The 25,773-nt window shown below is 37.2% G+C and carries 23 protein-coding genes and 7 pseudogenes; 4 read left to right on the top strand and 26 right to left on the bottom strand.

Translation table 11 applies throughout. The annotated features are described in order from the left end of the window. Positions 1 to 10: 10 nt before the first annotated feature. The 3 genes and pseudogenes from BTA30_RS07750 to BTA30_RS24410 all read right to left on the bottom strand — a co-directional run. Positions 11 to 607, bottom strand: coding sequence for a class I SAM-dependent methyltransferase (locus BTA30_RS07750; protein WP_076760668.1), 597 nt, complete (start codon positions 605 to 607; stop codon positions 11 to 13). Positions 608 to 1,133: 526 nt separating this feature from the next. Then, positions 1,134 to 1,460 (bottom strand): DUF4306 domain-containing protein, encoded by a 327-nt coding sequence (locus BTA30_RS07745; protein ID WP_076760667.1) that lies wholly within the window; start codon positions 1,458 to 1,460, stop codon positions 1,134 to 1,136. A gap of 125 nt (positions 1,461 to 1,585) precedes the next feature. Continuing rightward, positions 1,586 to 2,454 (bottom strand): annotated as a pseudogene (locus BTA30_RS24410) (transposase); the annotation flags it as partial. A gap of 112 nt (positions 2,455 to 2,566) precedes the next feature. Between BTA30_RS24410 and BTA30_RS07720 the strand changes: the two are divergent. After that, on the top strand, positions 2,567 to 3,541 hold the full coding sequence (locus BTA30_RS07720; protein ID WP_204511324.1) for an NAD(P)H-binding protein: 975 nt from the start codon (positions 2,567 to 2,569) through the stop codon (positions 3,539 to 3,541). Between the two features lie 248 nt (positions 3,542 to 3,789). On the opposite strand, the gene BTA30_RS07715 is transcribed toward BTA30_RS07720, so the two are convergent. Next, positions 3,790 to 4,200, bottom strand: a complete 411-nt coding sequence (locus BTA30_RS07715) for a DUF4275 family protein (RefSeq protein ID WP_076760662.1) — start codon at positions 4,198 to 4,200, stop codon at positions 3,790 to 3,792. A 756-nt stretch (positions 4,201 to 4,956) separates the two neighbouring features. Here BTA30_RS07715 and alr point away from each other — a divergent pair. Continuing rightward, positions 4,957 to 6,138, top strand: a complete 1,182-nt coding sequence (gene alr, locus BTA30_RS07710; RefSeq protein WP_076760661.1) for an alanine racemase — start codon at positions 4,957 to 4,959, stop codon at positions 6,136 to 6,138. Between the two features lie 137 nt (positions 6,139 to 6,275). On the opposite strand, the gene BTA30_RS07705 is transcribed toward alr, so the two are convergent. Continuing rightward, entirely contained in the window at positions 6,276 to 7,595 is a 1,320-nt protein-coding gene (locus BTA30_RS07705; protein ID WP_076760660.1) for an FAD-dependent oxidoreductase, read from the bottom strand. Between the two features lie 941 nt (positions 7,596 to 8,536). Here BTA30_RS07705 and BTA30_RS07700 point away from each other — a divergent pair. Then, positions 8,537 to 8,896 carry a YxeA family protein gene (locus BTA30_RS07700; RefSeq protein WP_076760659.1) on the top strand — a complete coding sequence of 120 codons (360 nt, stop codon included), beginning with the start codon at positions 8,537 to 8,539 and terminating at the stop codon, positions 8,894 to 8,896. A gap of 200 nt (positions 8,897 to 9,096) precedes the next feature. Here BTA30_RS07700 and BTA30_RS23735 read toward each other — a convergent pair whose 3' ends face one another. From BTA30_RS23735 to BTA30_RS07690, 3 genes are all read right to left on the bottom strand, one after another. After that, complete coding sequence (locus BTA30_RS23735) at positions 9,097 to 9,438, bottom strand: hypothetical protein (protein WP_239693643.1); 342 nt, start codon at positions 9,436 to 9,438, stop codon at positions 9,097 to 9,099. A 12-nt stretch (positions 9,439 to 9,450) separates the two neighbouring features. After that, positions 9,451 to 9,786, bottom strand: a complete 336-nt coding sequence (locus BTA30_RS24100; RefSeq protein ID WP_275667201.1) for a metallophosphoesterase — start codon at positions 9,784 to 9,786, stop codon at positions 9,451 to 9,453. 389 nt (positions 9,787 to 10,175) lie between these two features. After that, entirely contained in the window at positions 10,176 to 10,775 is a 600-nt protein-coding gene (locus BTA30_RS07690) for an HD domain-containing protein (RefSeq protein ID WP_076760658.1), read from the bottom strand. A 227-nt stretch (positions 10,776 to 11,002) separates the two neighbouring features. Here BTA30_RS07690 and BTA30_RS07685 point away from each other — a divergent pair, with 227 nt between their 5' ends. Continuing rightward, the gene (locus BTA30_RS07685) at positions 11,003 to 11,587 is read left to right on the top strand and encodes a TetR/AcrR family transcriptional regulator (protein ID WP_076760657.1); all 585 of its coding nucleotides are present in this window, start codon (positions 11,003 to 11,005) and stop codon (positions 11,585 to 11,587) included. Between the two features lie 459 nt (positions 11,588 to 12,046). Here BTA30_RS07685 and BTA30_RS24570 read toward each other — a convergent pair whose 3' ends face one another. The 18 genes and pseudogenes from BTA30_RS24570 to BTA30_RS07605 all read right to left on the bottom strand — a co-directional run bounded on the left by BTA30_RS24570 (position 12,047) and on the right by BTA30_RS07605 (position 25,566). Further along, positions 12,047 to 12,388, bottom strand: a complete 342-nt coding sequence (locus tag BTA30_RS24570; RefSeq protein ID WP_459213281.1) for a DUF7878 domain-containing protein — start codon at positions 12,386 to 12,388, stop codon at positions 12,047 to 12,049. Between the two features lie 90 nt (positions 12,389 to 12,478). Next, positions 12,479 to 12,651 (bottom strand): annotated as a pseudogene (locus BTA30_RS23725) (SAR2788 family putative toxin); the annotation flags it as partial. A gap of 350 nt (positions 12,652 to 13,001) precedes the next feature. Continuing rightward, positions 13,002 to 13,253, bottom strand: a complete 252-nt coding sequence (locus tag BTA30_RS07675) for a hypothetical protein (protein WP_076760656.1) — start codon at positions 13,251 to 13,253, stop codon at positions 13,002 to 13,004. Between the two features lie 1,113 nt (positions 13,254 to 14,366). Beyond that, positions 14,367 to 15,500: a response regulator aspartate phosphatase gene (locus BTA30_RS07665; protein ID WP_158027614.1), complete on the bottom strand. Its 1,134-nt coding sequence runs from the start codon at positions 15,498 to 15,500 to the stop codon at positions 14,367 to 14,369. Positions 15,501 to 15,608: 108 nt separating this feature from the next. Continuing rightward, positions 15,609 to 16,862 (bottom strand): MFS transporter, encoded by a 1,254-nt coding sequence (locus BTA30_RS07660; protein WP_076760655.1) that lies wholly within the window; start codon positions 16,860 to 16,862, stop codon positions 15,609 to 15,611. Positions 16,863 to 17,048: 186 nt separating this feature from the next. Continuing rightward, entirely contained in the window at positions 17,049 to 17,258 is a 210-nt protein-coding gene (locus tag BTA30_RS07655; protein WP_239693641.1) for a hypothetical protein, read from the bottom strand. 129 nt (positions 17,259 to 17,387) lie between these two features. Beyond that, a pseudogene (locus tag BTA30_RS07650) lies at positions 17,388 to 17,900 on the bottom strand (Rok-like winged helix domain-containing protein). A 280-nt stretch (positions 17,901 to 18,180) separates the two neighbouring features. Next, entirely contained in the window at positions 18,181 to 18,675 is a 495-nt protein-coding gene (locus tag BTA30_RS07645) for an SMI1/KNR4 family protein (RefSeq protein WP_076760654.1), read from the bottom strand. Between the two features lie 22 nt (positions 18,676 to 18,697). After that, on the bottom strand, positions 18,698 to 18,865 hold the full coding sequence (locus tag BTA30_RS22500) for an HNH endonuclease (protein WP_239693640.1): 168 nt from the start codon (positions 18,863 to 18,865) through the stop codon (positions 18,698 to 18,700). Then, complete coding sequence (locus BTA30_RS07635; RefSeq protein WP_076760653.1) at positions 18,855 to 19,265, bottom strand: SMI1/KNR4 family protein; 411 nt, start codon at positions 19,263 to 19,265, stop codon at positions 18,855 to 18,857. The genes BTA30_RS22500 and BTA30_RS07635 overlap by 11 nt, the downstream gene beginning before the upstream one ends. A gap of 11 nt (positions 19,266 to 19,276) precedes the next feature. After that, positions 19,277 to 19,705, bottom strand: coding sequence for an SMI1/KNR4 family protein (locus BTA30_RS07630; protein ID WP_076760652.1), 429 nt, complete (start codon positions 19,703 to 19,705; stop codon positions 19,277 to 19,279). Between the two features lie 8 nt (positions 19,706 to 19,713). Next, positions 19,714 to 19,803: pseudogene (locus BTA30_RS24405) on the bottom strand (hypothetical protein); the annotation flags it as partial. A gap of 73 nt (positions 19,804 to 19,876) precedes the next feature. Beyond that, positions 19,877 to 20,265: pseudogene (locus BTA30_RS24400) on the bottom strand (immunity 22 family protein). A gap of 534 nt (positions 20,266 to 20,799) precedes the next feature. Then, positions 20,800 to 21,234 carry an SMI1/KNR4 family protein gene (locus BTA30_RS07620; RefSeq protein ID WP_076760651.1) on the bottom strand — a complete coding sequence of 145 codons (435 nt, stop codon included), beginning with the start codon at positions 21,232 to 21,234 and terminating at the stop codon, positions 20,800 to 20,802. Between the two features lies 1 nt (position 21,235). Continuing rightward, positions 21,236 to 21,661, bottom strand: a pseudogene (locus BTA30_RS24395) (T7SS effector LXG polymorphic toxin); the annotation flags it as partial. A gap of 861 nt (positions 21,662 to 22,522) precedes the next feature. Further along, positions 22,523 to 23,113 (bottom strand): annotated as a pseudogene (locus BTA30_RS24390) (T7SS effector LXG polymorphic toxin); the annotation flags it as partial. A gap of 342 nt (positions 23,114 to 23,455) precedes the next feature. Continuing rightward, positions 23,456 to 24,121 (bottom strand): YdeJ family lipoprotein, encoded by a 666-nt coding sequence (locus BTA30_RS07610; protein ID WP_076760649.1) that lies wholly within the window; start codon positions 24,119 to 24,121, stop codon positions 23,456 to 23,458. Positions 24,122 to 24,597: 476 nt separating this feature from the next. Continuing rightward, positions 24,598 to 25,566, bottom strand: coding sequence for an alpha/beta hydrolase family protein (locus tag BTA30_RS07605; protein WP_076760648.1), 969 nt, complete (start codon positions 25,564 to 25,566; stop codon positions 24,598 to 24,600). Positions 25,567 to 25,773 lie beyond the last annotated feature (207 nt).

Below are 25,773 nucleotides of genomic sequence, written 5' to 3'. Positions count from 1 at the left end.
GCATTAGTATTTATCGTTTTTGTCCTATAAATTGAATGACATGAGACAAGCCATTATGGAAATCCCCTTCATGACGAACTACTTCGCCCATGAAAAAGTGAACAATCCGCCAATCTGAGTAAGTTTGTAAAAACTCTTCCGGAGTATATAAAAGTTCCGAATCTTGCGGCCCGCCACTTTTATAGGGAATTTGATGAGTTGAATATACCTCTGTAACAAAAAATCCACCTGGTTTTACTGCCTCTTTAATTCCCAGAAGTGTTTTTTGGCGTAATTCTTTTGGGAAATGTCCAAAAATACATACAACCTCGTCCCACTGATCTTTTTTCCATGACACTTCATTTAAATCAGTAAGTTCAGTTTTAACTACTACATCTCGGGCTTCAGCAAGCTTTTTCGTTTTTCTCAAGCCGGATTCCGCATAATCCCATGAAGTTACGTTCATTCCTTGTTCCGCCAAAAAAACTGCATTACGTCCTTCACCTTCTGCAATTGCTAAAGCGCTGCCTGATAATTGAAGTTTTTTCTGAGAATCTGATAAAAATATATTCGGTTCAGTTCCATATACATAATCCTCACCTTGAAAACGGTTATTCCAAAAATTCATGACCCTTATTCTCCTTTGATACTAAATTCTTTCACTTAAGAGCTCTTATCATCCAACATCAGCAAGTTTCCTTAATTAGAATAAAGCTGTACTCAGGTAAATATATACCCACTTCTTTTTTTCATGCATATCAAAACACACGGCAATCTAAAGGCTGCCTTTATCCTCTATAATACAGGCGCATTGTGTGAAAAACAATCAAATGATGGCGCCTGGAACTGAGTCAGCTCTTGAGCAAAGAATCAATGCCTACCTTCATCCGTTCATTCTCCACAATCAATTAGGCTATGGTGCAGAGTAGGCTTGCGATGTCGTCCATCATTTTTACGCTGAGATTTAAAGCCCAGTTTAACAGGAAAAGATGCTGAAAGATTTTTTTCGTAATAGCTTTTTAAACTTTCTTATCAAAATGTACATTTGGTTCATTCTTCGGATTTATAGAGGAAAAGGAAAAAGAGCAGTTTCCTTTGCTAGCAAATTTCTTTCATTACGATATGACTGCTGCTAGCACTGCTTTCTTGTTTTTTTATATCTGATTTCTTTGCACCTTATCTTTTTTAAACGATTGAACAAGAAAAAAGAATGATAGAAGTACATAAAGAAATGCAGCAAACATTGATCCAGTAGTTAATGGATGATGTTTTGCAGAATATATAAAGAAGTCGAGTTGAGATATTTGATCTGAACTTGTAATAAGTTCACCACCATTGAAAAATTCCGAAAATTTAGCTGTATATTTCCATTCGAAAATATCAGATACCAGTTCACTCCCTTGATACCAATTAACAAGCACCAAAAACATAAAACCAATTACAGAAATGCCTAATTGGGTGGTTAAAAGAATGCTTTTCATAGAAAACCTCCAAAAAAATCATAAGTTATTCTTAATTGGTTGACTCCGCTGAAATAAACAGACGTAAACGGAGTTAATTTGGTTTCTTTCTGTGAGCTAGCTGAAAGAGACTGTCCCATAAGTAGCTTTTTCGTCAGATTGTGGGCAAGTGAAAGCCACCCGACCTCTAAACTTACTTTTTGTAAGCATTGAAGCAGGAAGCGCCGGAACCCTCTGTTGTTTTTGATTTGTCCAAATACACTTTCCGGCTCGTACATCCGCTGGACACTCAAGAGGTACCCTTCTTCACTGGACAGCTTTTGCCTTATATTTCAGGTGCGGCAGACTAACCTGAATTTTACGGTTTCCGGCTGCTCTCGTGCACGAAGCTTTGAGCGGGCATCACCTTACAACTTTCACTCTGGTAATGCCGTTTGGTAACCTCATAACCGCTTTCGGTCTTGGTCCTACTCTTTTTGTAAAATACAAGCTTTCGGTTCCAGTTGGGACTCATACCTTTGCAGGTGGGGGAGGAGGTCCTTGCGAAGAACTCGTACCCGCTGCTTCGCCAAGTTCTGTGAGATCAGCCCGCCTTATTCCGCATTCTCTTGCCTTTCGGCTTCCTCAATCGCCTCAAACAGGGTATGTACTTTTTCTTGCAGCTTTGCTTTGTACTGGACTACAGCTTTTCCCCAAACAAACGTGTAGCGGTTCGCATTTGCTTCGATCTTGGTGCCGTCGAGGAAGTAATGCTCAAGCTGGACGTACTTCTCTTCTACCAGAAATTGCAGAACCATCGTGAAAATCGTTTCCAACACGCCTTTCATTCGCTCCGATTCGTAAGCATTTTGGGGTGGTAGCTGTTGCGGCCCCCGCCTTTGTAGGCAGCTGCAAAAATCTGGTCGTCGATCCGATTCACGGCCTCGTTCACAACACGAACAAAGTAATTTTCTGGAATATCCTCTTCCAAATCCATTGGCAGACAGAGTTGGTCCATGGTATATTGAATGTACAAAAGAAGCCCTCCTTTTAGATGGTTGCTCGACACTTCCATTTTGCTAAGGAGAGGCTTCTTTTGGAATAGTAAATGCAAATCAAACCGCAAGGCGGTAAAGGAGTATTTGAAGGTGAAGAAGAAAAAGAATATTTTTTTCAAGACGTTGGAGGAAATGGCCGACTTCACCGGGCATTTTCGCGGGCGGGTCTTACGGGAATCCGGTCGGTCCGGATTCATGCGCCGCGATGTGGCACACGCGGCGAGGTTCGGGTGTCCCGGTGAGAGGCCGGCTTACGGGCACTTGGGAACCTTTTTGCGCCTGGCATCTGGAGGGTCGTTTATGCGGAATGTTGGTGGCGATCGAGATGTGGGAGGCTTACGACAGGCGCATCCGGGGCGGGGAAGCTTGCAATCGCCTCAACGTGCGGAAACGAGCGGAGCTTTCAAGATGGATGTATTCATCATTGGGATCACGGGCAACATCGGCGGTCTGCTTGCGCAGAAGCTCGTCTCCAAGGGAGATACCGTTCACGGGCTCGTGCGCCGGGATGAACAGCGGGCAGACCTTGCAGCGCGAGGCGTCAATGCGGTAGTCGGGGATCTCGCCACCATGTCCGTGGAAGAGCTAGCGGCGGCCTTCGGCAACGTTGACGCCATCGTGTTCAGCGCAGGGTCCAACGGCGGCAAGATGGAGGTCACAAAGGCGATCGATGGCGACGGCGTCACGAAAGCGATCGAGGCGGCTCGCCGAGCAGGAATCAACCGTTTCGCGCTTGTTTCGGTACTCCCAGAGTCTTGGCGGGAGCGTTACCTCGGCGACGAGGTCGAGTATTACTTTGCTGTGAAGAAAAAAGCAGACATCGCGCTTAGTCGCAGCGATCTAGATTGGCTAATTCTTCGTCCGTCATTGCTTGTCGACGATCCCGGAACTGGCACCGTTTCACTCGGGCCAGCCGAGTTCCACGACCAGATAGCTCGCGCCGATGTCGCTGAAACTCTCGCCGAGTTGCTTCACGAACCCCGCATCGGCCAGCAGATTCTCGAACTCAATACCGGATCCACCCCGATCCGAGACGCCGTCAAAGCTAACATTCGTCGGCGTTAGACCGCTGCTACGTACGCGCATTAATAAGGAAAGAATTATTGGTCGGAACCAGCAACAAAAAATATGCTTCCGGCCAATCCCGCACCTAAAAGACCCATATGGTTAAATATCTTTCCAACCTTCAATATGATATATTTATCCTCATTCGTTTTTTAATTAGTATTGTATTTGAGTTTCAAGATTTGCTATTCTTATAAAGGCGAGTTTTGTTTCAAGTGATAAATAAGTAAGATCGTTCCCAAGTAATATTAATGACTAATAAAATAAGGTCCACATTTTTCTTCATGAGTCATAATAAATGTCCATTTTTGTTCCCAATCCATTACATAAATATCGCCATAAAACATATGTAAAGGGTCGTACGGCAAATCTTGAATCCTTAAATTTTTAGCGTTTTCCACCAAATATGCTTCATCTATATACTGATAAAAAATCGTACATTTTCTCTTTTTGTGTTGATTGAAAAGTTTTATAGCTTCTCCTTCAATAACGCAATTTACAGCATCCCAACTACATAAATGCCATAAAAAATGGTCTAAATTAATCTTCTCTTTATCTTCTTTTGATAAGTGATTTGCGAATATATTTTCCCACGATTTGCGCAAATATCCTCCCCATTTAGGGATTTCTATAACCTTCAATTCTTTTCTAAAGTTCATATCAGTCTATTCTCCTTGAACTACCCTTTTCCTTAACTAAGGCAACTTGTTCTTTCATTATAGATTAAAATGCAACGATTTCATCGTATTTTCTCCTTGAAAAGTTGAAGAGCTTACTCAAGAGGACAGCTACATGGCGACTGATAAAGATCTCGCCAGAAGCTTTAAAGGCCAGCCAACAATCAAATAGCGGCACTAAGCATACGTTAATCAAAACTGGTCAAAAGCATGTTGAGTCTGATGTTTACGATGTATACCCCTTCTAGTTTATGAAAGAACTCATGAGCTAAAGAGCTCCTTAAAGGTCAAAAACTCTAATAAAAAGATCTATATTTGGTTTTCTGTAGAAAAAAAGGAGAGCCATTGCCAATCCTTTGAACAGAATATTAGATAAAGCCGGTTTGGACAGAATGCCTGTTCATGGTTTCCGTGACACACATGCTGTTCTTTTAGAATCTCGAGCAAAGCATAAAAAAATTGATTCAAGAAATACTCGGACATAAAAATATAACCTATTCTGCTAAGGGCGCACTTCTTGAGTAAGTGCCCTTTTGAATTGAGTCATTTAGTGCAAAGAATGTCGGTGCAGGATTGTGAAAAATTGAACTTAAACGAAAGAACTGAGGTTTACTGTTGAATGATTTCAGTTAAAGTTGAATAAAAATGAGATGGAAAGCATCCAACCATTGATGTGAGGGAATTTATCGAACGGCTCAATCCGGTTGATACTACTCTATAAGAAGGAAGGAAGCGTTGATGAAAAAGCTTTGCCGAGAAGTTTGGGTAGAAGTCGATCTTGATGCCATCAAAAAAAATTTACGAGCGATCCGCCACCATATTCCAAACAAGAGTAAAATTATGGCTGTCGTAAAAGCGAACGCTTATGGTCACGGGTCTGTAGAAGTGGCGCGCCATGCACTGGAACATGGGGCGAGTGAGCTCGCTGTTGCCAGCGTGGAGGAAGGAATCGTTTTACGAAAAGCGGGGATTACAGCACCTATCCTTGTGCTTGGCTTTACACCCCTTAGATGTGTGAAAGAGTCAGCAGCTTGGAAAATAACGTTATCAGCATTTCAGGTTGATTGGATTAAAGAAGCGACCGAGATATTGGAAAAAGAAGCGGAGACTGACCGGTTGGCTATCCATATTAATGTAGATACTGGTATGGGACGGTTAGGTGTACGGACAAAAGAAAAGCTTTTAGAAATAGTAAAAGCACTAACGGCAAGCAAATTCCTTAGATGGGAAGGAATCTTTACACATTTTTCAACAGCTGATGAACCAGATACTACACTAACCAGACTGCAGCACGATAAGTTTATCAGTTTTCTTCGCTTTCTAAAAGATCAAGGCATTGAACTGCCCACCGTGCATATGAATAACACGGCTGCAGCTATCGCTTTCCCGGAATTTAGCGCTGATATGATTCGTTTAGGGATAGGTATGTATGGGTTATATCCTTCAGCATATATAAAGCAGCTAAATCTCGTTAAGCTTGCACCTGCATTAAGTTTAAAAGCGCGTATAGCTTATGTGAAAACCATGCGGACAGAACCCCGAACTATCAGTTATGGTGCAACATACATCGCGGACCCCGAGGAAGTCATTGCTACACTCCCGGTCGGCTATGCTGATGGTTATTCCCGTGAACTGTCCAATCGCGGGTTTGTTCTTCATCGCGGAAAACGGGTGCCGGTGGCGGGAAGAGTGACAATGGATATGATAATGGTTAGTTTAGGAGAGAGTGAAGGTAAACAAGGAGAAGAAGTCGTGATTTACGGCCGGCAAAAAGGAGCTGAGATTTCCGTTGATGAAGTTGCCGAAATGCTTGATACGATTAACTATGAAGTTGTATCTACAATAAGCCGCCGCGTCCCCCGTATTTTTATAAGAGACGGCGAGATTTTGAAGGTGTCCGCTCCGGTATTATACGTGTAGATTTTTATTTCTGACCTTTTCGAAAAGAATGCTAAGTGATGTGATCAATACGGAGAGAAAAATCCATTTTGATCAATCTTTTTTCAAAATGGATTTTTTCACTGAAGTATTTAGAGATCCATCATCGTTCCATCCTTTTACCGCTTATTGGTGATAATCGGAAATAATACTTTTGGATGAAACAGATGGAGTGGGCCTCGGATAAGATTCATCACTCTGACTAATCGGATATATATTTCCGGATCAGAAGCTGAAAGTTCATATACCCTTTTGCAGTACCACTGCTTGTATGGCTGAACAAAAGTTCGTTCCCCTTTAATATCGGGATGACGAAGAGCCTCGGTTGTCGCCATTTCCCAAGGAACGTCGATAATCTTAGAAATCTTCTTATGAAATCTTTCACCAAATCCCTTGTCAGTCCTCTTCGTTTGAAAAAGGCAAGATTGCAGCTCTAAAGCTTGCACCGCCGCAACCGAAATGCCCTGTCCGAAAAGAGGATCAAAACGGCAATGAGCATCACCAATGATTATGAAACCTTCCGGAACGTTTTTCGCTTGATCAAAACGGCGCCGCAATTGATAAGGAACTCGATGTATTTTAATATCGGAAAGAGGCTCTGCTCCCTCAAGAAACTGAAAAACATCAGGAACAGGAAGTTTTTTTGCGTATGAGATAAACGCCTCATTTGTTTGTGGTGCATGTGCATTAGCATAACCGCTGAACGTGACAGAAAATCGGTTTTCTTCAAGAGTTTGAATATAGGCACCGTAAGGGTTATCGGGAAAGCTCGGTGATATAAGGAGGTTTTGCCATTCGGGATATTCTTGTTTTTTAAGGGAGTAAAGACGTGTTGCATAAAACAATTGAATCTTCACTTTTTCTTCCTTCACTTTTACATCAAGTGCTTGCAGCCAATCAATACTCTTAGAGGCAGAACCGCTGGCATCCACTACAAAACTGGCATTCAGTTCCTCTGTGAGACCCGTCTTTAAGGAACGCACCCGGACTCCTCGAACGGTATGGTCATGCTTGTTTACTAACAGCTGTTCCGTTTTTGTTTCATATCGAGTCGTAATATGAGGAACTTCCTCAACCCGTCTTTGCAAATGCCATTCAAGCATAGGCCGGCTTTGCTGTACCATGGTAAACTCTCCAGAAAACCGTTTTTTCCAATAACCAAAATGGTGCCACTTCAGATCTTTTGTAAAATTAGTGACGATACTGCCATCTTCTATTAATTGAGACACGATCTCCGGAAACAACATCTCAATCGCTTCTTCTCCTCTTTTCAATAAAACGTGAGGGTGGTCACTCTGAGGAACTCTTTTTCTAGGAACTTTTTCTTTATATTCTTGATCCGCTTCTACGATGATGATTTGCTGAAAAAAATGAGACAGCGCTTTAGCAGCTAATTTACCGGCGATCCCACCACCAATGACTACAGCTTTTTCCCGCATATGACTTCCTCCATTTTTATTTTGTATAGGCATGATTGAAGCATTTACTGTGTTGCCCTTTTTAAGGGACGCTCTTATTTTTTGAACTGATCTAAAAATGAAACTCATCTGTCCTAAAAGAGCTATTTACAGCAAAACAATTCTCTAAAAGACTTCCTCGATCACGTCCTTCGTTCACTCTTTGTAAATAACCTTCAAGATCAACATGCCTCTCCAACCGAATTACAGAACTACACTTCCCCCCATTTTTCAGTAGGGAGTTCTTTTACTTTTTATTTCGTTTAACAATACGATGAATCACTAGAGCACCAACAAATATCGCATATAAAACAGTCAATATTACATTACTTAAACCGTATACAGAATTAAGAATCAACACTGCAATTATATAAAATATCAAAAATATGTAAAACAAAACCTCGTTATTTCCCCTTTCTCACTAACTTTTATGTAACGACAAAAAGAACTGATGTTTGTTATTTTATCATGGTTTAAAAAGAAATTGAGGGATTCAGTACCCATTTCCCTCTCCCACTTTTAAATTTTCCATGTTTTCACGATTATAGGTCGGATGAAACCATTGTTCAACAAAAAAATTCGAAAGAAAACGCTGAGGTGATCAAGTTTTGTGGGCGGTTAAGCTTACTAGTGGGTGTGCTGGATATTCCTTTTTCTCCATTTTTGTGAGTAGTAAGAAAAGCAAGGGATCAGTAGCTCTCTTCAGCCCGATGAGTCTAAAATAAATTCTTCTGCTTCTTGAGTATATGCTTCATTTGCGTGGCTGCAGCAGATTAAAACAGTATTAGACTTACCGCCGTTGTTTTAGTCTCACTTAGACCAACTAATTATTTTTAATACTTACAAACGTGTAATGTAAATGTAAGGTGAATCAATAGTTCAAATGATCAATTCTAAGTATTATTTATTCGAGGTGATAATTGATGAAATGGTTTTTGGGAATTTTAATTATAGGATTGATTATTTTGGGTGGCGGCTACTTTTTATACGCCGGATATTATTCAACGGAAGACTATTATGTCAAAATAACAAAAGACCCCAAAGTAGTTACAGAAAAAGCAAGTGATGGATACACGGATATTAATTATAACTATGATGTGACAGGTTATGATCAAAAAGGGAAACCCAGAAAGCTAAAACTCTCTTCTCAAGACAAAATGCAGAACGGTCAATATTATATTATTCATTGGGAAAATAGAAGGGAGATCATATCAAGCAAAGAAAAAGTAAACAAGCAGCAAATAGATAAGGATATTCTAGAGAAATTAAACAAAATAAATTAATCGTTTCTCCCCTAAAACGCGAAAATTTTAGGGGCTTCTTTGGTGAAAATAAGATGCCATCGGCATCTGTTGATTTAACAGTGAACGGATTTTTGCGGGTGATTAATGTCTCATTCATTATCATTGGGGTTAACTTTATTTTTTCTCTTATTAGAATGTGTTTTCCCAAAAAAATCTAATCGTAGCCAGAATATAAATTCTTAGAGGATCTCCCCCTTGCCATTCATGACTATTGCATTCAACTGTCCACCAAAAACTGCTCCGCCATCAATATCAATATAGGTTCCACACTTACTGATCCAAATATCATTTCTCCTATCTTCATGAAGAAGTTGTGTAATGGTATGGCCAAAAACAATTGTTTTACCTGTGTTGTTTTTATGATTCCACGAACCCCTATGCCAGAGAAAATCATTCCTAGATGACCTCTTCCAATCATCCAATAGTGAATTTATCCCCATATGAACAAATAAAACATCACCAAATTCATCATCCACGAAGCCGGTTGGCACCGTTGTTAAAATACCAATCTCCTGTTTCATAGTCTTTCGCTTCTAAGAATACAAAAGCATGTCTTCATGGTTGCCTTTTAGGACACAAACCTGGTCTTGATATTTCTTCTTAAACTGCATTATCTTTTGAACCACCTTTAATGAATTCTCACCGCGATCAATCATATCCCCAAGTATAGCAAGGTTCATCGTTTCCGAATTCCAATGCTTCATTAACTCCTCAAACTTTTCATATTCACCATGTATGTCGCTGAGTACAAATGTTTTATTAATAACCTTCTCCTTTTGTTGTGAAGTAATGTGCCGCGGCGTCAGTAAATGTTGGAAATCCCCCTCTCGATTGAAAAAGTTTACATTTCTCCGTATCTCGGAGTTCATCTTTATGCAATTTTGCTGCACATCTGCAGTCTTATATTCCGAATAGAATTCACATTGTTCACAGGAACAGTCTCCTGCTCTGGAAGCCTTTCAGGGTTTTATAGCGATGCTGAAATCTGAAGGAATCACCATGCTTAATCTTGAAACTAAAATATGAAAAAGACTCTCTTATATCTAGCTTATATTAGCTAGGTGTAATAATCTTCTTTCATGTTCTGGCAAGCTGCTGTAAGTAACGCTTGCTCTTGAACATTTCGTTTTTTACGAAAGCAACAATAACGCAGCCCACGCAAGTTCTTTTGAATCTTGCGAAGCTCCGGTACATCAATGGAATATTATAACAGTTTAAGAACCCCAGAATATCTTGTATATCTGGGGCTGCTTTTTCTCTATTCTTTAAAAGGAGCATTCATAACCCAATCTACAAAACCCATACGAAGCATAGAAGAACTCAAATTATTTGGTTGTTGCTGAGCATTTTTAAGATTAGAATCATATTTAATGAGTTCAATCATAGATTTTTTGAAACCTAATCGAGGATAGGTTTCAATTATGAAATTAAAGGTTTCCTCCGAAATATCTTCTATACGCAACCCAATTACATCCATTCCTGCTCCGAAATGAACTAAAGCAATTTCTGGTTGTTTTTCTTCAGCAATTTCTGATGTATGCAGAATAATCGCTTCGCGTACCACATCAATTTTGTCTTGTGAAAAACTGTGAGAGCGAAGGAACTTCTCGGCATGGTCAGCACCTTCATATTCAAATGAATGTTTACAGCAAACTTGCTCTGTAAGACCAATATCATGTAAGACAGAAGCGAGATAGAATAACTCCTGATCATATTTGAATCCATATTTTTTTCCCAACGCATCACCAAAAGCATATGTTCGTAAACAATGATTATAAAGAAATTCCGGAGAAATCTCGTAAACTAATTGAGTTGCTTCTTTTGCTACCTTACTATCAGGAATAATAATGTTATACATATTTTTTCTCCTTGTTTAATTAATTTTCTTCAGATTGATTTCATAACAGGGTTTAATGACATAATAAAGATGTTACATGCTAATCAAATAGAATTTTCACAACACCTCCTTATTAGTGTCTTTTTTTCTTAAAAAAGACCATTCGGTCTCTTTTAAGGTAACTCATTATATGTTAGTGTACTACTAAAACATGTTACAATTTTTCAACAACAATAATGGAGGATATTATGCGAAAAGGTGAGCAAACTCGGAAACACATTGTCCTAAAATCTGCAGAATTGTTTAATCAAAAGGGGTATGCCGGCTGTTCAATGAATGACATTATGGCGGCCACAGGTCTACAAAAGGGTGGAATTTACCGCAATTTTAAAAGTAAAGATGAGATTGCTTTAGAGGCATTTGATTACGCCATTGATTCTGTATCTAAACACTTTTCTGAAGCGATCCTTCATGCTAATACAGCATTAGAAAAAATTAGTTCTTTGTTTGATGTATATGAAGATGTGGTCAATAATCCACCAGTAAAAGGGGGATGTCCATTACTAAATACTGCTGTAGACAGTGATGATACGAATCCACGTTTAAGGAAAAAAGCGCTTATAGTTTTCCATACATTTCTGAACATGATTGAAGAAATTATAGAAGAAGGTATTCAAAACAGAGAGTTAAATCCTGACATTGATACAAAGGTAGCGGCTTCCTTTATTGTTGCAACTTTTGAGGGGAGTATTATGATTAGTAAACTAGAAAGAGATAATAAGTACGTATCTTACAGTAAGCATCAGGTACTACGTTATTTACTTATTTTATAAATTCACAGAGGGTTTTGATGTTTGTTTTAATTTGAATAAAATTAAGTATGGGTGATTTGTTAAATGATCAAACACCCATTTTATGCTCTTTCCCCTTTCACTACCCCAAGTGAGGATGAAAGTTACTTCCTTCCAAAATAAAATGATGAAACCCTGATGAATTATCCAGCCATTTAAGCAAGCTCTTTATCCCGTCCCCGCTCTTCTTCACACTTATTTTTTAATTATCTTTTCAGCTCCCATTCTCCCACCACGTTTCTCCTTTTAATATATATTAATAACAGCACAACATTTATCAACATTCAATTGTTTCTTTTAATTCGTTTTATTAAAATTCGTATTTTATTCCCAATACACTGCTTCTTTACATATTAAATACCCCACAGACCTTTCGCAAATTGGCTCTCTGTTTTAAAAGTAAAAGAACCCCTAGAAGTAAAACTAGAGATTCTTTAAAAATTAATATTTTCTTAGTGGGATCTGACCAATGAAATGTTGCACTGAAATCTTATAATGGAGTTCGATGTCCCGTTTTAATTTTTCCTTCAAGATCCCCATTTGTACAATGATGTAATGAAGGTCAAATACATTATATAATTGTTGAGTTTCCCAAATGGTCGTTAGTCGAGCCTTATTATCAAATGGTATCAATGAAATAATGGGCTCCTCCTCATACTCCATGGTGTAATATCTATACTCTGTAACTTTGTTTTTTTTCTTAATTTTTTTATTCCACTCATTCAAAGAAACATAAAATTCTAATAGGGCGAGATTTTCTTTGAAATATGTGTTCCCATTTATTTCGATTTCAAATTCTCCTTCAACTTTCAGCGCTTTTTCTCATTTTCTTTGGGATATCTGATTCATCGGAAGTAAACTGATAATGAAATTCTACTTTATTGGATACGCCGTCCATATCTTACCGTCCCATCCTATTACTATTTTTATTTCACCTTTTGTTCCGATTTTTTTCTAAGATTGGCCGTGGTTACAAACGATAATTTTTTGTTATTATTTATACTAAAAGAAATATTTTTTGATTGTAAAGCTTCTTTCATCCACTTTTCACCTTACTTTTATGCATACTCCATCATATGCCAATTGTGGAAAAACCTTTTATTGTACTATGCCATGCCTTTACCTCAATGGAATAACACCAAGAAATCGAGCTCACGAGGTAAGCCCTAGCTCAGCTGCTGTTTCAATAGAACAGGAAAAGGTGCTGAATGGAAGTAGAAGAACACAAAGGAAAAATTAATTGGCCCGGGAGCGTCTTCCCCTCTCAATCTCGGAACAGCCGCTTAAAAAAATGAAATTGATGCGTGAAGAAAAAATGGAAAAGTGTCATGAAGACATGAAAAAATTCTGTCTCAAAAGAAACCGATTGAGACAGAATTTAAGAATTACGATTTAATTACTTATATACGTAACAAGTTCCATCGAGAACTGTTACACATGTATATGTTCTGTGATAAGATTTACCTTCACTGTCTCTAAAGAAAACAGTTACAGTATTGTCGCCATTCCATTGGAATTGATATGCATCTTGATATTTGTCTCGAATCGGAGTTAAATCCGGTGCCGCACTTGCCGGTGATCCAGATACTAACAAAGCCCCAGCAACTGCAACCGCTCCCATCACTTTTTTGAATTTGCTTTTAAACATAAACACATCCCCTTTTCATTTTGTTTTCCTGCTTGTCCATTTAATAGACACCTTGATCTTAACACATCAAGAATGAAAAAATTGTCAATTCATGCAGAAATGAAAAATAATTCAAAAATAATACATATATTTACATTTGTTTAATAATGAGTGTTCTCTTTTTTTGATCAGCTTCTCTTCCTTAACCGAAGCGCAAAAAAACCCACTTTTCAGTGAGGTTTACTATCTATAGTGCATCTAAGAATGTTAAAAGTTGTGGATCATTAATTTCAACAACCATGAATTGAAAATAATCTATCTTTTTTGTGTCAGGGAAAAGGAAACTGGTTATATCAAATTTCGAGGCATGTTTCCCTAACAATCCAGCTATATACGCAGAGCAATATCCACATTTTCAAAATCAATATCAAAGGCTGCAAATTCTTGATACTCTTGATTCAAGTCATAATTTTTTTGTATCCTTTAGGTTTGATGGTTTGACACAGAATGAAGGAATTTCCTGAATTTTTCGGGATCAAAGTTCATCAATGCTTAACCTCCAATTTGGCCGTTCTGCTCAATCCGGCTGTACTCAACCTTATTTTTTGTTGTTTTTTCAGATGATGCAGTGGCGGCCCCCACTGCTGTAAACCCCCATCTATCTAACATATAAAGCCCTTAAAAAATGCAATAGCTTGACACACATAAAAAATCTTGCATATGGATTGAGGTTATTTGCTTTTTCTACGCTGCTATTTATACCTCAGCAGTGATATCATCATTATCCAAGTGCTGAGCTTGAATGAATTTATCTAGCTATAATCAACAGTTTACTTTTGGTCAATTGAGTCTTCGTTGCTGGCTGTGTTTCTGGTCAAGAAAAAATGTAATGTGTTATATCCTAATGATGAAAAAAGACCAACCATAAACTCAAGGAGAGTTTCATGGACTGGTCTATTCTGATTATTCTTAAATGCTCTAATAAAGTTTAGCTGAGCTTTATATTTTAACATTCGGTCTCAATTTTAAATTGCTACTCTGTCAGCAACATAATGTGCTGTATTTATTGATTGGACATAGGAAGACCCCACCACACCAACTGCACCTAATAACAGAATAGAACAAATCAATAACTTAGCTTTCATGCACTATCCCACTCCTTTGTATTTGTCTTCTCGCCTCAACTACCCTGCGATAAAACTCAAGTGAATCGTGTAGCATATCTTTCCCCTGTAGAAATTCAGCCACGATGACTCCATATTCTTCTATGTCGGCAAACATCCCTTTTTTATTGAAGAACTCAAAGGATTCTCGAACCGCATCAAGGTCAAATGATAAGTACATTCCGTAAATCATCTTCAGCTTTGCAAGGAATTCTTGATCCCCAAACTTTTGAGCCCACTCCTTACCTTTGAAGTACTGATCTTCTGCTTCAATCCACTTCTCTTGCTTAGCTTTAACATGTGAAATGTTAAACAGGGCTTTTGGTAAAAAGCTGTGCTTTTCATTTTTATAAAGTTCTGCAGCCTTTTGAAAATGATTTTCTGCTTTGTAAAGTTCTTCAAGTTGATTATAACATATTCCAATATTTAAATGTGAAGAACCGATTAAATAATCTACTTTCAGCTCCTCTGCATCTGTCAGAGCTTTATTAGTATGATTCAGGGCTTTCTCAGGATTCATTTTATCTAGCCAGTTACCAGTCATCAAAAATTGACATTGTACTCTACGCTGGCCATATGTAGGCTGTTTCAAATAAAGTTTATATGCATGATTAGCGTAATACATTGAAAAATATGTTTGTTTCATATAGTAATAAATTTCTGACAATTTAAAATAAAATTCAGCCTTCTCAACTTCATCGCTTTCGAATGAATTCAACTGATTTTCAGCATTCTGATAGTAACCCAAAGCATGAAGCAGTTCTTTTTGTCTGAAATGGTACATTCCTGTGAAGAAATAATAATAATATTCGAGCATTCCATTTAAGTTTTTTCCACCCTTAGTTTTTTCCCTTAACTCTTCATAATGAACCTCTATATCTCTTGCTGCATCTGGACAAAGGTAGTCAAGCATCAATTTATGACGGAATTCTAACAATGAAAAATAGATAAGAACATCCTGATTTTCTTCCATTATAGCTATCTCTTGTTTGACCTCAGATTTCATTTTTTCGGCTTCATCAACCCAATTATTTTTAAGGGCAACATACCAATAATTCATTTTCGTTGCGACTAGATCATAAGGTATTACACTTTTATCGACCAAAATAAAAACCCCTTTCTTCTTTATTTTTTCTAATAATTTTAATATACTCTTGAAAATCGCACTATATTTTTTAAATATTCAGTATTTAAAATGTTGATTTTCATTTTCTTACATTTTAAAACTCTCCTCTTTACCTCTTAGCAAGTCTGAGCGTTTGGTTTTGCTCAGTTTCGAAAAGGTTAAAATAGCAATACCAGCAAGAATTTCAATCAGTCCGCCAAAAGCGATGACTTTTCCCGCACCAAAAGCAGCAGCCGCATATCCGCTGACTAAAGCTCCTAATGGAACCATCACATGGGAAATCATTCTAATAACAGCAAATACTTGGGGCTGATCTTCATCTGCAACTGAGGTTTGAATAATGGTATGTTCAGGTACATTTATAGCACTGATTGTTGAACCCAAAACAAATGCTGCGAGAAGAAGTAATAGCAATAGTGAATTCATACCTGTAATGAAAAATGCAGTTCCTTCTACAATTCCGGCGGTGACAAACAATAGCCCATATCGGTTCACCCTTACTTTCGTTAAGATAACCCCCATTAAAAAGGCTCCTGATGCTGTTGCAACTCTTATAAAAGAATGAATGACTGATCCGCCGCCTAAATCTTCTGAAAGATAGATCGCCGAAAGCGCCTCCCAAGGAGCAGATCCTAGATTCAAAAAAATACAGTATACAGCTAATGGAAGCAAAATATGATGATTTCGAACAAGTATGAAGCCTCTTTTTAGCTTTTTCAAATATGTACCTTTTGGTTTCGATTCCTGAGAACTGTCATCTTTTAAGCTGTATTTAATAAAGAGAACTAAACAGGCTGAAACGATGTAAAATGGAAATGTGATAAGCATTGTATAAGCCGCTCCAATTACGGCAATTAATATGCCGCAAATCATTAGTGAGGTCAATTTTACAATTTGGGCTGAAGATTCTATGGTGGCGTTTGCTTTTTGAATAAGATCCCTCTTAATGATTTGCGGAATCAAGGAGACAGACGCAGGATCATAAGAAGCCCCCGTTGCCGAATGTAGCAGCATTAATGAAATGATAAACCATAATGGAGAAAATCCGTTAAAATAAAAAATTGGAATGATCAACATTAGTGAAGCTCTTGTCAGGTCTGCGGAGAACATCCAGAACTTCAAAGTTTTTGTCTTCATTAAAGGCGAGATCAACGGTGCTATCAAAGCTTGTGGAAGAAGGGTGACAGCTATTAACATACCTGTTCCGACAGCCCCTTTTCCTTCTAAAATGAGAAACCACAAAATAGAAGTAAAAGCAAAGCTGTCTGCGGTTATTTTCACCATCTTAGAGCCAAAAAGAAAGGTGAAGTTTCTTTGCCACACAGTGGTATCACTATTCATTTCCCCAAAAATCCCCCTCACAAAAATCCCTCATTTTTACAATCTCTATTTCATCAGCATATCCTATTTTTGGTTTCTGGGTCAATGTTGAAAAGGAATAGTTAAAGAAATATTAAGGTAAGCAAGGGATCAACTCTTACTCATAATTCTTCCAGCTTTCTTTTCATATGAAGTTTTAAAGCAAAATCAGCTTTCCAAAACCTCGCCCCCCTTCTTAGTTCTTATGTAATAAGGATACTCTACAAACATGTCATCACATACGACAACTTCTTGAATTTTTGTGTTTTCCTGTTTCAAATAGTCTTTGAGTTGTTTTCTTATTGAAAAAAGCTTCTTTAAATTAGACTCATAATACTCAACAAGCTCTGTGCTTTTATCTGATTCAATTTTCTTCATCCTTGTCTCTCTTCATTCGTGGATAGCTTTTGTCAGTTCGTCTGAGTTTCATCTTCCCATCACCTTTAAATCGAATGTATGTTCCCACTTATTATATATCAACAAAACATTTTCCAAATAAAAAAGCCCTTATTCAGAAGGACTTTCATTTATAGCATTTGTTTTAATTTTTCTGAGAACATAACGACTACGGTATATTTTTTCAACTTCAGGATGAAATTTCATCAATCCCTGCATAAAAGTTGTCATGTTGATTATTGGTATCCCTGTTTCTTTTTCAATTTCTTTTTAAAGCTCATAGCCTCTTATTTCACCTTTATGTCTCTGTAAAATCTTTAATGCAACTTCACGATGCTTATAAGCTTTTGAGCCAAGTTTTAGCTTTCTTATTGGTCGAGGGGGAGAATCATATGATGAAGCTAAAGCTTCTTTCGACTTCTTACTTTCAAAAGTCTTTGCAGTGTCACTGACCAGCTCAATTAATGATTTTTTATTCGTAATTGACGAATCATTTTGATTGTCTAGTTCACGCAATTTTGCGTAAATCTCATTACGCTCGTTTCGAAGTTCACGCATGACATTAATCTCAGCATCTTTGAGCTGCTCAAGTCTTAATCGAAGTGCCTCTCTTTCATTGAACACGCTCCCCATCTCCTAAAACCATTATTTACTTATAGTTTATAGGACTTTTTAATCTTTAACAATTGATTTGATTACTTTTCCAAAAAGCAAAACCCCATCCTAAAAGGATGAGGTTGTTATAATTATTCTTTAGTCCCCTCAAGCTCTTCACTCAAGAAAATTGCTACAAGTTCGACTATCCCATCTTGGTTATCCCAAAGTATAACTGGACAAAGGTACAATTATTTAGTAAGACTTCACTATTATCTATTTTCACCCTTAATCATTTAATAAGTCTTCATCAAGTTATCCCATTATTTTTATCCTTTTTTGGTGTCTCTTTAACAAACAGACTTTGAATAAAATCATTAAAAGAACCGGCAATTAAGAAAAGGTCTTGTTGTCTGTCTCTAAGTTCATGATCCCCAAAATATATTTTCCCTTTTTTCTCCCCTTTCACTGCTATACAAATTTGATCGCCTCCTTCAGCATCAGCAATAGGAAGAACCCATTCAGGCATCTGATCAAAATAAATATCTCTAACGTTCCTAATATCGTATCTGTTTTTCTCTAGCCCGTAAAAAAAACCTAAAGGTAAGTGGCCTTCATCAGTAAGTGGAGTGTCTTCTAATACCGGAAAGACTAGATCATCTTCCATGATCATGCACTCTCCATATTTTAAGAGGAATTCTTTATAATCACCTGATAAATCAATACTTAAGGACTTTTCAATTTCCTCTACTTCATTTTCATCATGTACTTTTTGAACATATGACTTAATTTTAAATTGACTCATTTTTTGCTCAATACTTTTTATTTTAATGACCTCCTCTTAGATCGGATGCAGAACCGATGTGTGGGATATTACCATGAAGATCGGTTGGTACAAGTTGAATTGTAACATCATCTAAATGATGAGGTGTCAATCCTTTCTCCTTTAACCAATCTTTTGCTTCTGTCTTAGTACGGAATCCTTTAACCTCCATAATCTTTTCGTATACCTTTTGAAGCCTTTTGATGATCATAACCACTTTGATAAATCCATGTAACTACAGGACATTCTCCACTATCCATTTTTTGTGTATCTAGACAATAGGCGAATGCATCCACATCAACGATAACGACAATATGATCTGGTAAATCATAGAGTTCCCTATAGTCTTTTGTAAACTCTACGACTTTAGGAGATACAAGTCCATGACCTAATATTTCGATGCCAAAAGAACCACCTGAACCATAGTTTCTTAAAAACCACTTATAACTCTCAGGAATAGAAACTTGAAGGTTCTGTTCTATTTTTGAAATTTTCTCTTCGTCAATTCCATCTGTGAAATCTTTTTCTCCGGCATTTTCTTTTATGAATTTTTCCACTTTTGAATAATTCATTTTACATATGTCTACTCCCAGTTGTCTATTGCTTCTTGGAAGCTATCTTGTAAATATTCATCAAAACTTGAATATCTTTTAATTTCATTTTTGCTTATGTCGTCCCACCTTATGACACTATGATCTGCTTCTGTATTTAGGCAGTAGACAAATTCATCTACATTTTCAATAACTAAGTATTTCTCAGGTAAACCAAATTTTCTAAATCTTTCTGTAGCATCAACCACTGAAGCATATTCATTTCCTTCCACACCTAAAACTTCAACCCCACATATACCTCCAGAAACATAAGATTTAATAAAAATAAATTCTTTATATTCTTGTGGAAATTTGCATCCTAATTTGTTTTCAGCCTTTGTGATATCTTCATCGGCTACTGCTCCGACAAAATCGCCTTTTTCTATATAATCATTTATCATCTTTGAGATTTGCTCATTCATAACTACCATCACCTCAATAATCTTGTCGGCCTTTGTGAATCTCCTTTATAAACGGGCTTTATTTGAACCTCAACGTTTCTTCCCTTGTCGAGTTCCTGTGCCCACTTCTTTCTTTATGGTTATTGTGAAAAACTGAGAGGTAAAGCCGACTAAAGCTTAAATATGCTTTTGTTACATATATTTAGCTGAACCTAAAAATTCAAACTCGGTATCATTAATGGATATCATCTTTTTGGTACCTTCATAGCTGAAATTATATAAGAGAACAACTGCGTTGTAATTTTTAGTCAAAACGTCTCCTCCGTACATTGATATGAATTCTGGGATAATCACATCATCGTAGGAGAAACCTTCTAATAGTCGACTTAATGAGTTACTAGGCTCTTCATAAAAATCTGCTTCACGAACAGCATCGTCGTATCTTTCATATCAAAGCTACGAGCAAATATTGAAGGAATGAAATCACCATCTTCAGTATAAGAAGTTTTAAGAATCTTATCTAATTCATCTGGGGAATTGATATTACCTACCCAAAGTGATACAAATTCTTCTTTTTGCATAAAACAAACTACCTCCCATGTTGGTTTTAATCCATCAAGTAATGCATCAGAGCCACCCTCAAAACGATAATCAGCCCAGTTTTGCAATCGCCTTTTAAACATGTTGTAGTCTTTAGATGTATCAATTATTTGTAAGAGCTCGTTATGTGCTTTTGTTGATCCTTTTCCACCATGTTTTCCAGTTGGATTTACAAATTTTGTTTCACTAATCAAGGTTCGCATTTCTTTGATTTGTTCTGCTGTCACGCCCCCAGTATTTAAAAGTATCCGTACGAGAAACTAAGTGCCACTCTTGCAATCCTCCAGGGGGACGTAACCTGTCTTTTATTGATTCTCTTAATTTTGGGTTTGCCCACATTTTATCCCCCTTTTTGTCGGATTTTTCTCGGATTCAAACAAAAAACCTTGAAAGGCGATGCCGATCAAGGTAACTCTAAAAAGAAAGAAATTTAATCCACTATTTTTAAAAAGGTTTGTTCCACGGAAACCATAAAAAGATAATAGCTATCAAAAGTTTATTCTCTGCTTTTTTCGTTAGGCTAAGTCAATATAATATTTGTCGTCATCCATAATTTTAATTAGAAATTCTTCCAATGAATCTGCTATCTTTATATCATCATAATAAATTGGATTATTTTGCTCTTCGCTCAATTCAATTAATAATAGCGCACTTTCATTCGCCTCAAAAAATATTAATTTATCTTCTTCAAGATCCTCGTATACTTCGATGTCAGGATAAAATTCAAAATCATTAGTTTTCAATCTTGCGTCTCGTATTGAAGATGGCCCCATGATCCGATTGATATTATATTCTGATCTTTTTAGAAAACCATACCCAACTTCCAATAGAAACTTCCGTAATTCAAAAGGCAACTTTAATCCCAATGTTTCTTCTAGATCTTGAATTTCATCCTCACTTACCGGATAAAATTGATTTTCTTGAAAATCTTTAATAAAATCGTATTTCATTTTATTTACCCCCTTTAAATAATTTATTCGCAGGTGATCCTGTACCATGGATACCAGATTGATGTTCATTTGGAAATTTAGCAGGATGTATATTCCACCACTCATGTTCTCCACGAAAGCTGTTTTCAATTATATGGTGTGCATCATACTTATCACCTTTTCTTCTAACTGGCTCTCCTGTCTTCTCCGAAATTACGTCTTTTGAGTACGTCGGCCATTTCTGACCGGTTTTTCTCTCCCACTCCTCAATCAATTTATCTTTAACTTTGTTGAATGTTCGTCGATGTTTTCTGGTTTCAGAAGGAGTTAATTTTTGGTACCTCTTATTTCTCAATGCCTCCTTCAACTTTTCGATTTGATTTTTAGGTAACTCTCTCCCTGTACGTCCTTCTATATCTCTAATATATTTTTTTATTAAGTCAGAATCAAATATAGCACCTTTCTCATCCCCGAAAACTTTCTCAATACGCTGAATAAGCGTCTTTTTAAAATTTTCACCATCAATAGCATGATAAGGAACTTTTCCCCCACCAGCCAACTGAACTTGTGGCTCAAAAGGGTTATGTATTTGAATTCCTTTTATTTTTGAAGCGACCCTTTGCATCGATTTCTTGAAAGATGCAACGCTTTTTTCCACAGCTTCTTTCGATGCTTTAACTGTTTTGCCCGCTACTTTTTTAGAAGCTTTATTCGCTTTGGCTGTTGCCTGTCCGACTTTCCCAGCTTTTGATACTTTGCTTACTTTATCTGCACCTTTTGTGCCTACTATCGATGTGCCGACCATCCCGATAGCATATGTAAACCATCTGCTTCTGCTGTAGGAATCGCCATTAACCACATCTCGCTCATAAGACTCTTCGATCCCTTTTTTCATCACATTGAATGTGTCTACAGGATGCATAATGGTATGACCAATGCCCTCAAGTGTTTCTATAGGGTGGGTTACTGTGTCCCAAATGCCTGTAGCAGTATCGACTGCAACGTCTTTCAGCCCCACGCCTATTCCTTTTACAATATCCTCTTGCTGCTTGAACTGCTCGAGCTGCAGTACATATTGTTTCTGATCTGGACTTAAATTGTCATATCCTATTTCTTTTGCAATTTCAAGATATTCATCAGGATCAGACACCTTTGCGAGCTTTTCTTTCAACTCTTTAATCCTATGCTGTTCAGCTTCTTCTTTTTTTATTGTAAGATATTCTTGCGTCTTCTTATGTATTTTATCTCTTTGCTTGAACACTTTAGTATCATAATATGCTTTTGCATTGAAATGAACCGGTGTAGCGTTCTTCCCTTTTCCTGTTGCATCTATCAGCGCCCTGCTTCTTGCTTCGATGTAGTCCTGGTTCTCTTCGGATTTCTCGTATTCTTTTTTTAATTTAAAATCCATTTCATTCACTTTGTCAACCGTGTTTTCCCGCTTTACTTTTGAATCGCTGATATGCTGTTTGAAGTCGGCAGTTGAAAAAACTTCTAATGCAACGATATCTTTAATGTCCTCTAAGATCGTTTTCAGTGCTTGCTTTTGTTCGGCCACCACTGCATTAGACTTTTTATAAGCAATCTCTAATTCGTTTTCCAAAAAAGAAATATCGACGAATGTGCTGCCTGATAGATCGGCTTCTTCTAACGCTGCTGCAATGCTAGCTAAGAACGCAATCTGCATATCAATCATATCAAGCCACTCATCAACATTCCTGGCATGTTCTTTATAAAAGTTCTTGATGTTGTCAGCGCCTTCTCCCTGAAAATCATTCCCCAAGTCTGCCATCCCTTGAAAAGCTTTTTTCAGATTAACAAACTGTTCTCTCGTTTTCTTATATTCATCTGATCGAGCTTCCATTGATGATATTAGTGTTTTTGCTTCATATATCTTCATGGATACAACCCTTTCCAAAGTCTTAACTCTGTAAATGAGTTTAGCACTGTACGGAAATGATTTGGTGAATAAATCCTAATCACCCATGAAAATGAATCAATAATCATAGGTCAATCAACCTAAATCTCAATAGAAAAGCAAAAGACAGTCAAATACTGACTGTCTTCATCATCCTATCTATAGTCATTCTCTGCTGTCCGATAGCTCCAAAGTGATACTGGAAAATAATTCGACCCGTCAAACTACTACATATACTATTAAATCAGGTGATATTTAGGAGGTATTTCACGACGATTCGGAATGACATTGTCTGAAATTCAATCATTGAATAGCGATTTCTGATTAATGAATATTCATTATATCAATGAGCTTTATGATTTCTTTATCATTGCCGGGGTCAACGTGAACTAGCTCTGTTTTTTTAATAATGCCTTCTGTGTATTCATGCATGAAGTTTTTGTCTACATCAGGAGAACTGTCCCAACGTAAAGGAACATTGTATACATTAATCGTGCCATCCCCATTACTACTATAAGTTACTGATCCATCTACTAATCGAGAACCTGCTAACTGGATAACATCTTCTGGATAGCTAGCACTTGTGTCATCATTAGGATTGATTGGTTCGCCAGCCGAAATCTGTCGAACATTCAATTCATCTATCTCTTGATTTGGTCCAAGTTGCAACCAAACTCTAGCGTATTCGATTTCCTTTTCCTCAGAAGAATATCCAGACAATGTATCATCTTCTTCGCTTTCAGATGGATGATTTGACTCCTCGTTTTTTGTTTCTTCTGATCCCGTTGTGGACACCGATTCATCTTTCTTCTCGTCTGTTCGGTTGCTTTCTTGTGTCTCGTTCGTTACTTTTTGAGATTCTGAAGCGGAGTCATTCTCTGCAGGGGCTGTTTTTGATTCTTCGCTCGTACCGACTGTACACCCTGCGAGCAATAGAACGAAAAATAGCAGAGCAACATTACAATAAAAAACCTTTGCTAGTTTCTTCATTCAATCATTCCTTTCATTCTACCACAACATATCATACTGGTATTTCATGTCAAGCAGCAAAAACCGTAAAAAGAGTGTATCCTTGAGCCCGACATAAGCCTTAATTTCAGCTTCTAGAGTTTTTCCTTATTACTCTCCTCTTTTATACTAGTCAATGCTGTGGAGTTAAAAAACACGATATTAACATGGATTAAGTATCCGAGTATATATTCTTCGTGACTTTGCATTTCAGAGCTTTGGCTAAGGCTACCGGGAAGTTATCTACAAAGGTAAACGTGGTTACATCTCAGGTCAGTTTGGCTTAAGAGTCTAAGCTGACCTTTAAATATCCTTTACATCAGTTTTTGTAAGATAAATTTTCACATGGTTCCAATGAACTTCTATTCCTGCATCTAGTTTTTTCTATCATCTGGGTTTGTGAGAAAAAGAATAGAACTCATCAACCAAAGTAACGCAGTGGGTATAAACTTCTTATTTTACCTTTTTAATTTTTCTTGGATAAAAGAAAGCGTGTCTAATGCTAGCTTTTTGCGACAAAGAACAATCCCCGCATGGCCGCAATTGTAGAGATATCTTTTTGGTTTCCCCCACCTTTCCCACAAACAATCAGCATCTTCTATGTGAATATATTGATCATGTTTAGCAGAAATGAGCAGAATGTTATCTTTGTTCACTTTCGGCATGGCTTGGCTAGGATCTGTGATTTTCCAATATCTTATTAAATCTTCATAAGTCACACCATGTTGTTCTAGTTCTTCCCTTATGAATTTACCCGGAATTGTGTTCCATATCGAATAAGAAAGGCGATTGGCATAAAATATTGATACCACTACATCAATTTGAGATTCAAGGGTAGCCATTAGATTAGTAATCCACCCGCCTAAACTTACACCCACTAAGATAACAGGGCCTGTTTTATTTGCTTTTATCCAGTGAATGAATGCTCGTAAATCTACAATAGCTTGTCTCGTCGATTCAACTGTACGATCAATATTCGCACTTATCATCAATTCTCCACTATAAAGTGAATGTTCCGGCTCTCTTTCAAAATGATAGGGAAGAGAATAGTAGTACATGTTCCATCCTAAATCATTCATTATGCGGTGATGAAATATATTTTTTATTCGATCGTATGAATCCATGCGCCAGCCGTGTACAAAGATAACATTGGGTTTATCTATATCATTTTTGTTTAAAAAAACCTCCCCTTTTAAAGTATCATTGACGAGATCCCCGGATGGAATTAAGGATTCATAGCTGAATGTTCCAACCATATTATTTTTTCTTGATTTATTCAGAATAATTGAGACATCCGCTACATTTGATTTATAGAATTCATCTCTAGCAATTGTACCCAATGAAAAAGTAGAAAAATGTTGACCCTTACTTTTCTTTCTATGTAAATCATATAAAGCCAAACGATCTATGATTTTTGAAAAAAACACCTTATGCCCTCCTGGATTACAATAAGTTGTGGTGTGAAATCAGTCTATTTCACATAATAAACCTCTTATGTTCATTTAAAGTTTTAGAATCATAGACCTTCATTCATCAAACCTTCATCATCAGTTGTTATTTTATCACTTCACGAAAATGGATTGGTGGATAAATCCGTTCATCCTTGAAAACGAATCAATAATCACAGGTCAACC

It is taken from the genome of Bacillus swezeyi, assembly GCF_001969815.1.
Classification (GTDB): Bacteria; Bacillota; Bacilli; order Bacillales; family Bacillaceae; genus Bacillus; species Bacillus swezeyi.
This window is presented reverse-complemented; position numbering and strand designations above follow the sequence as displayed.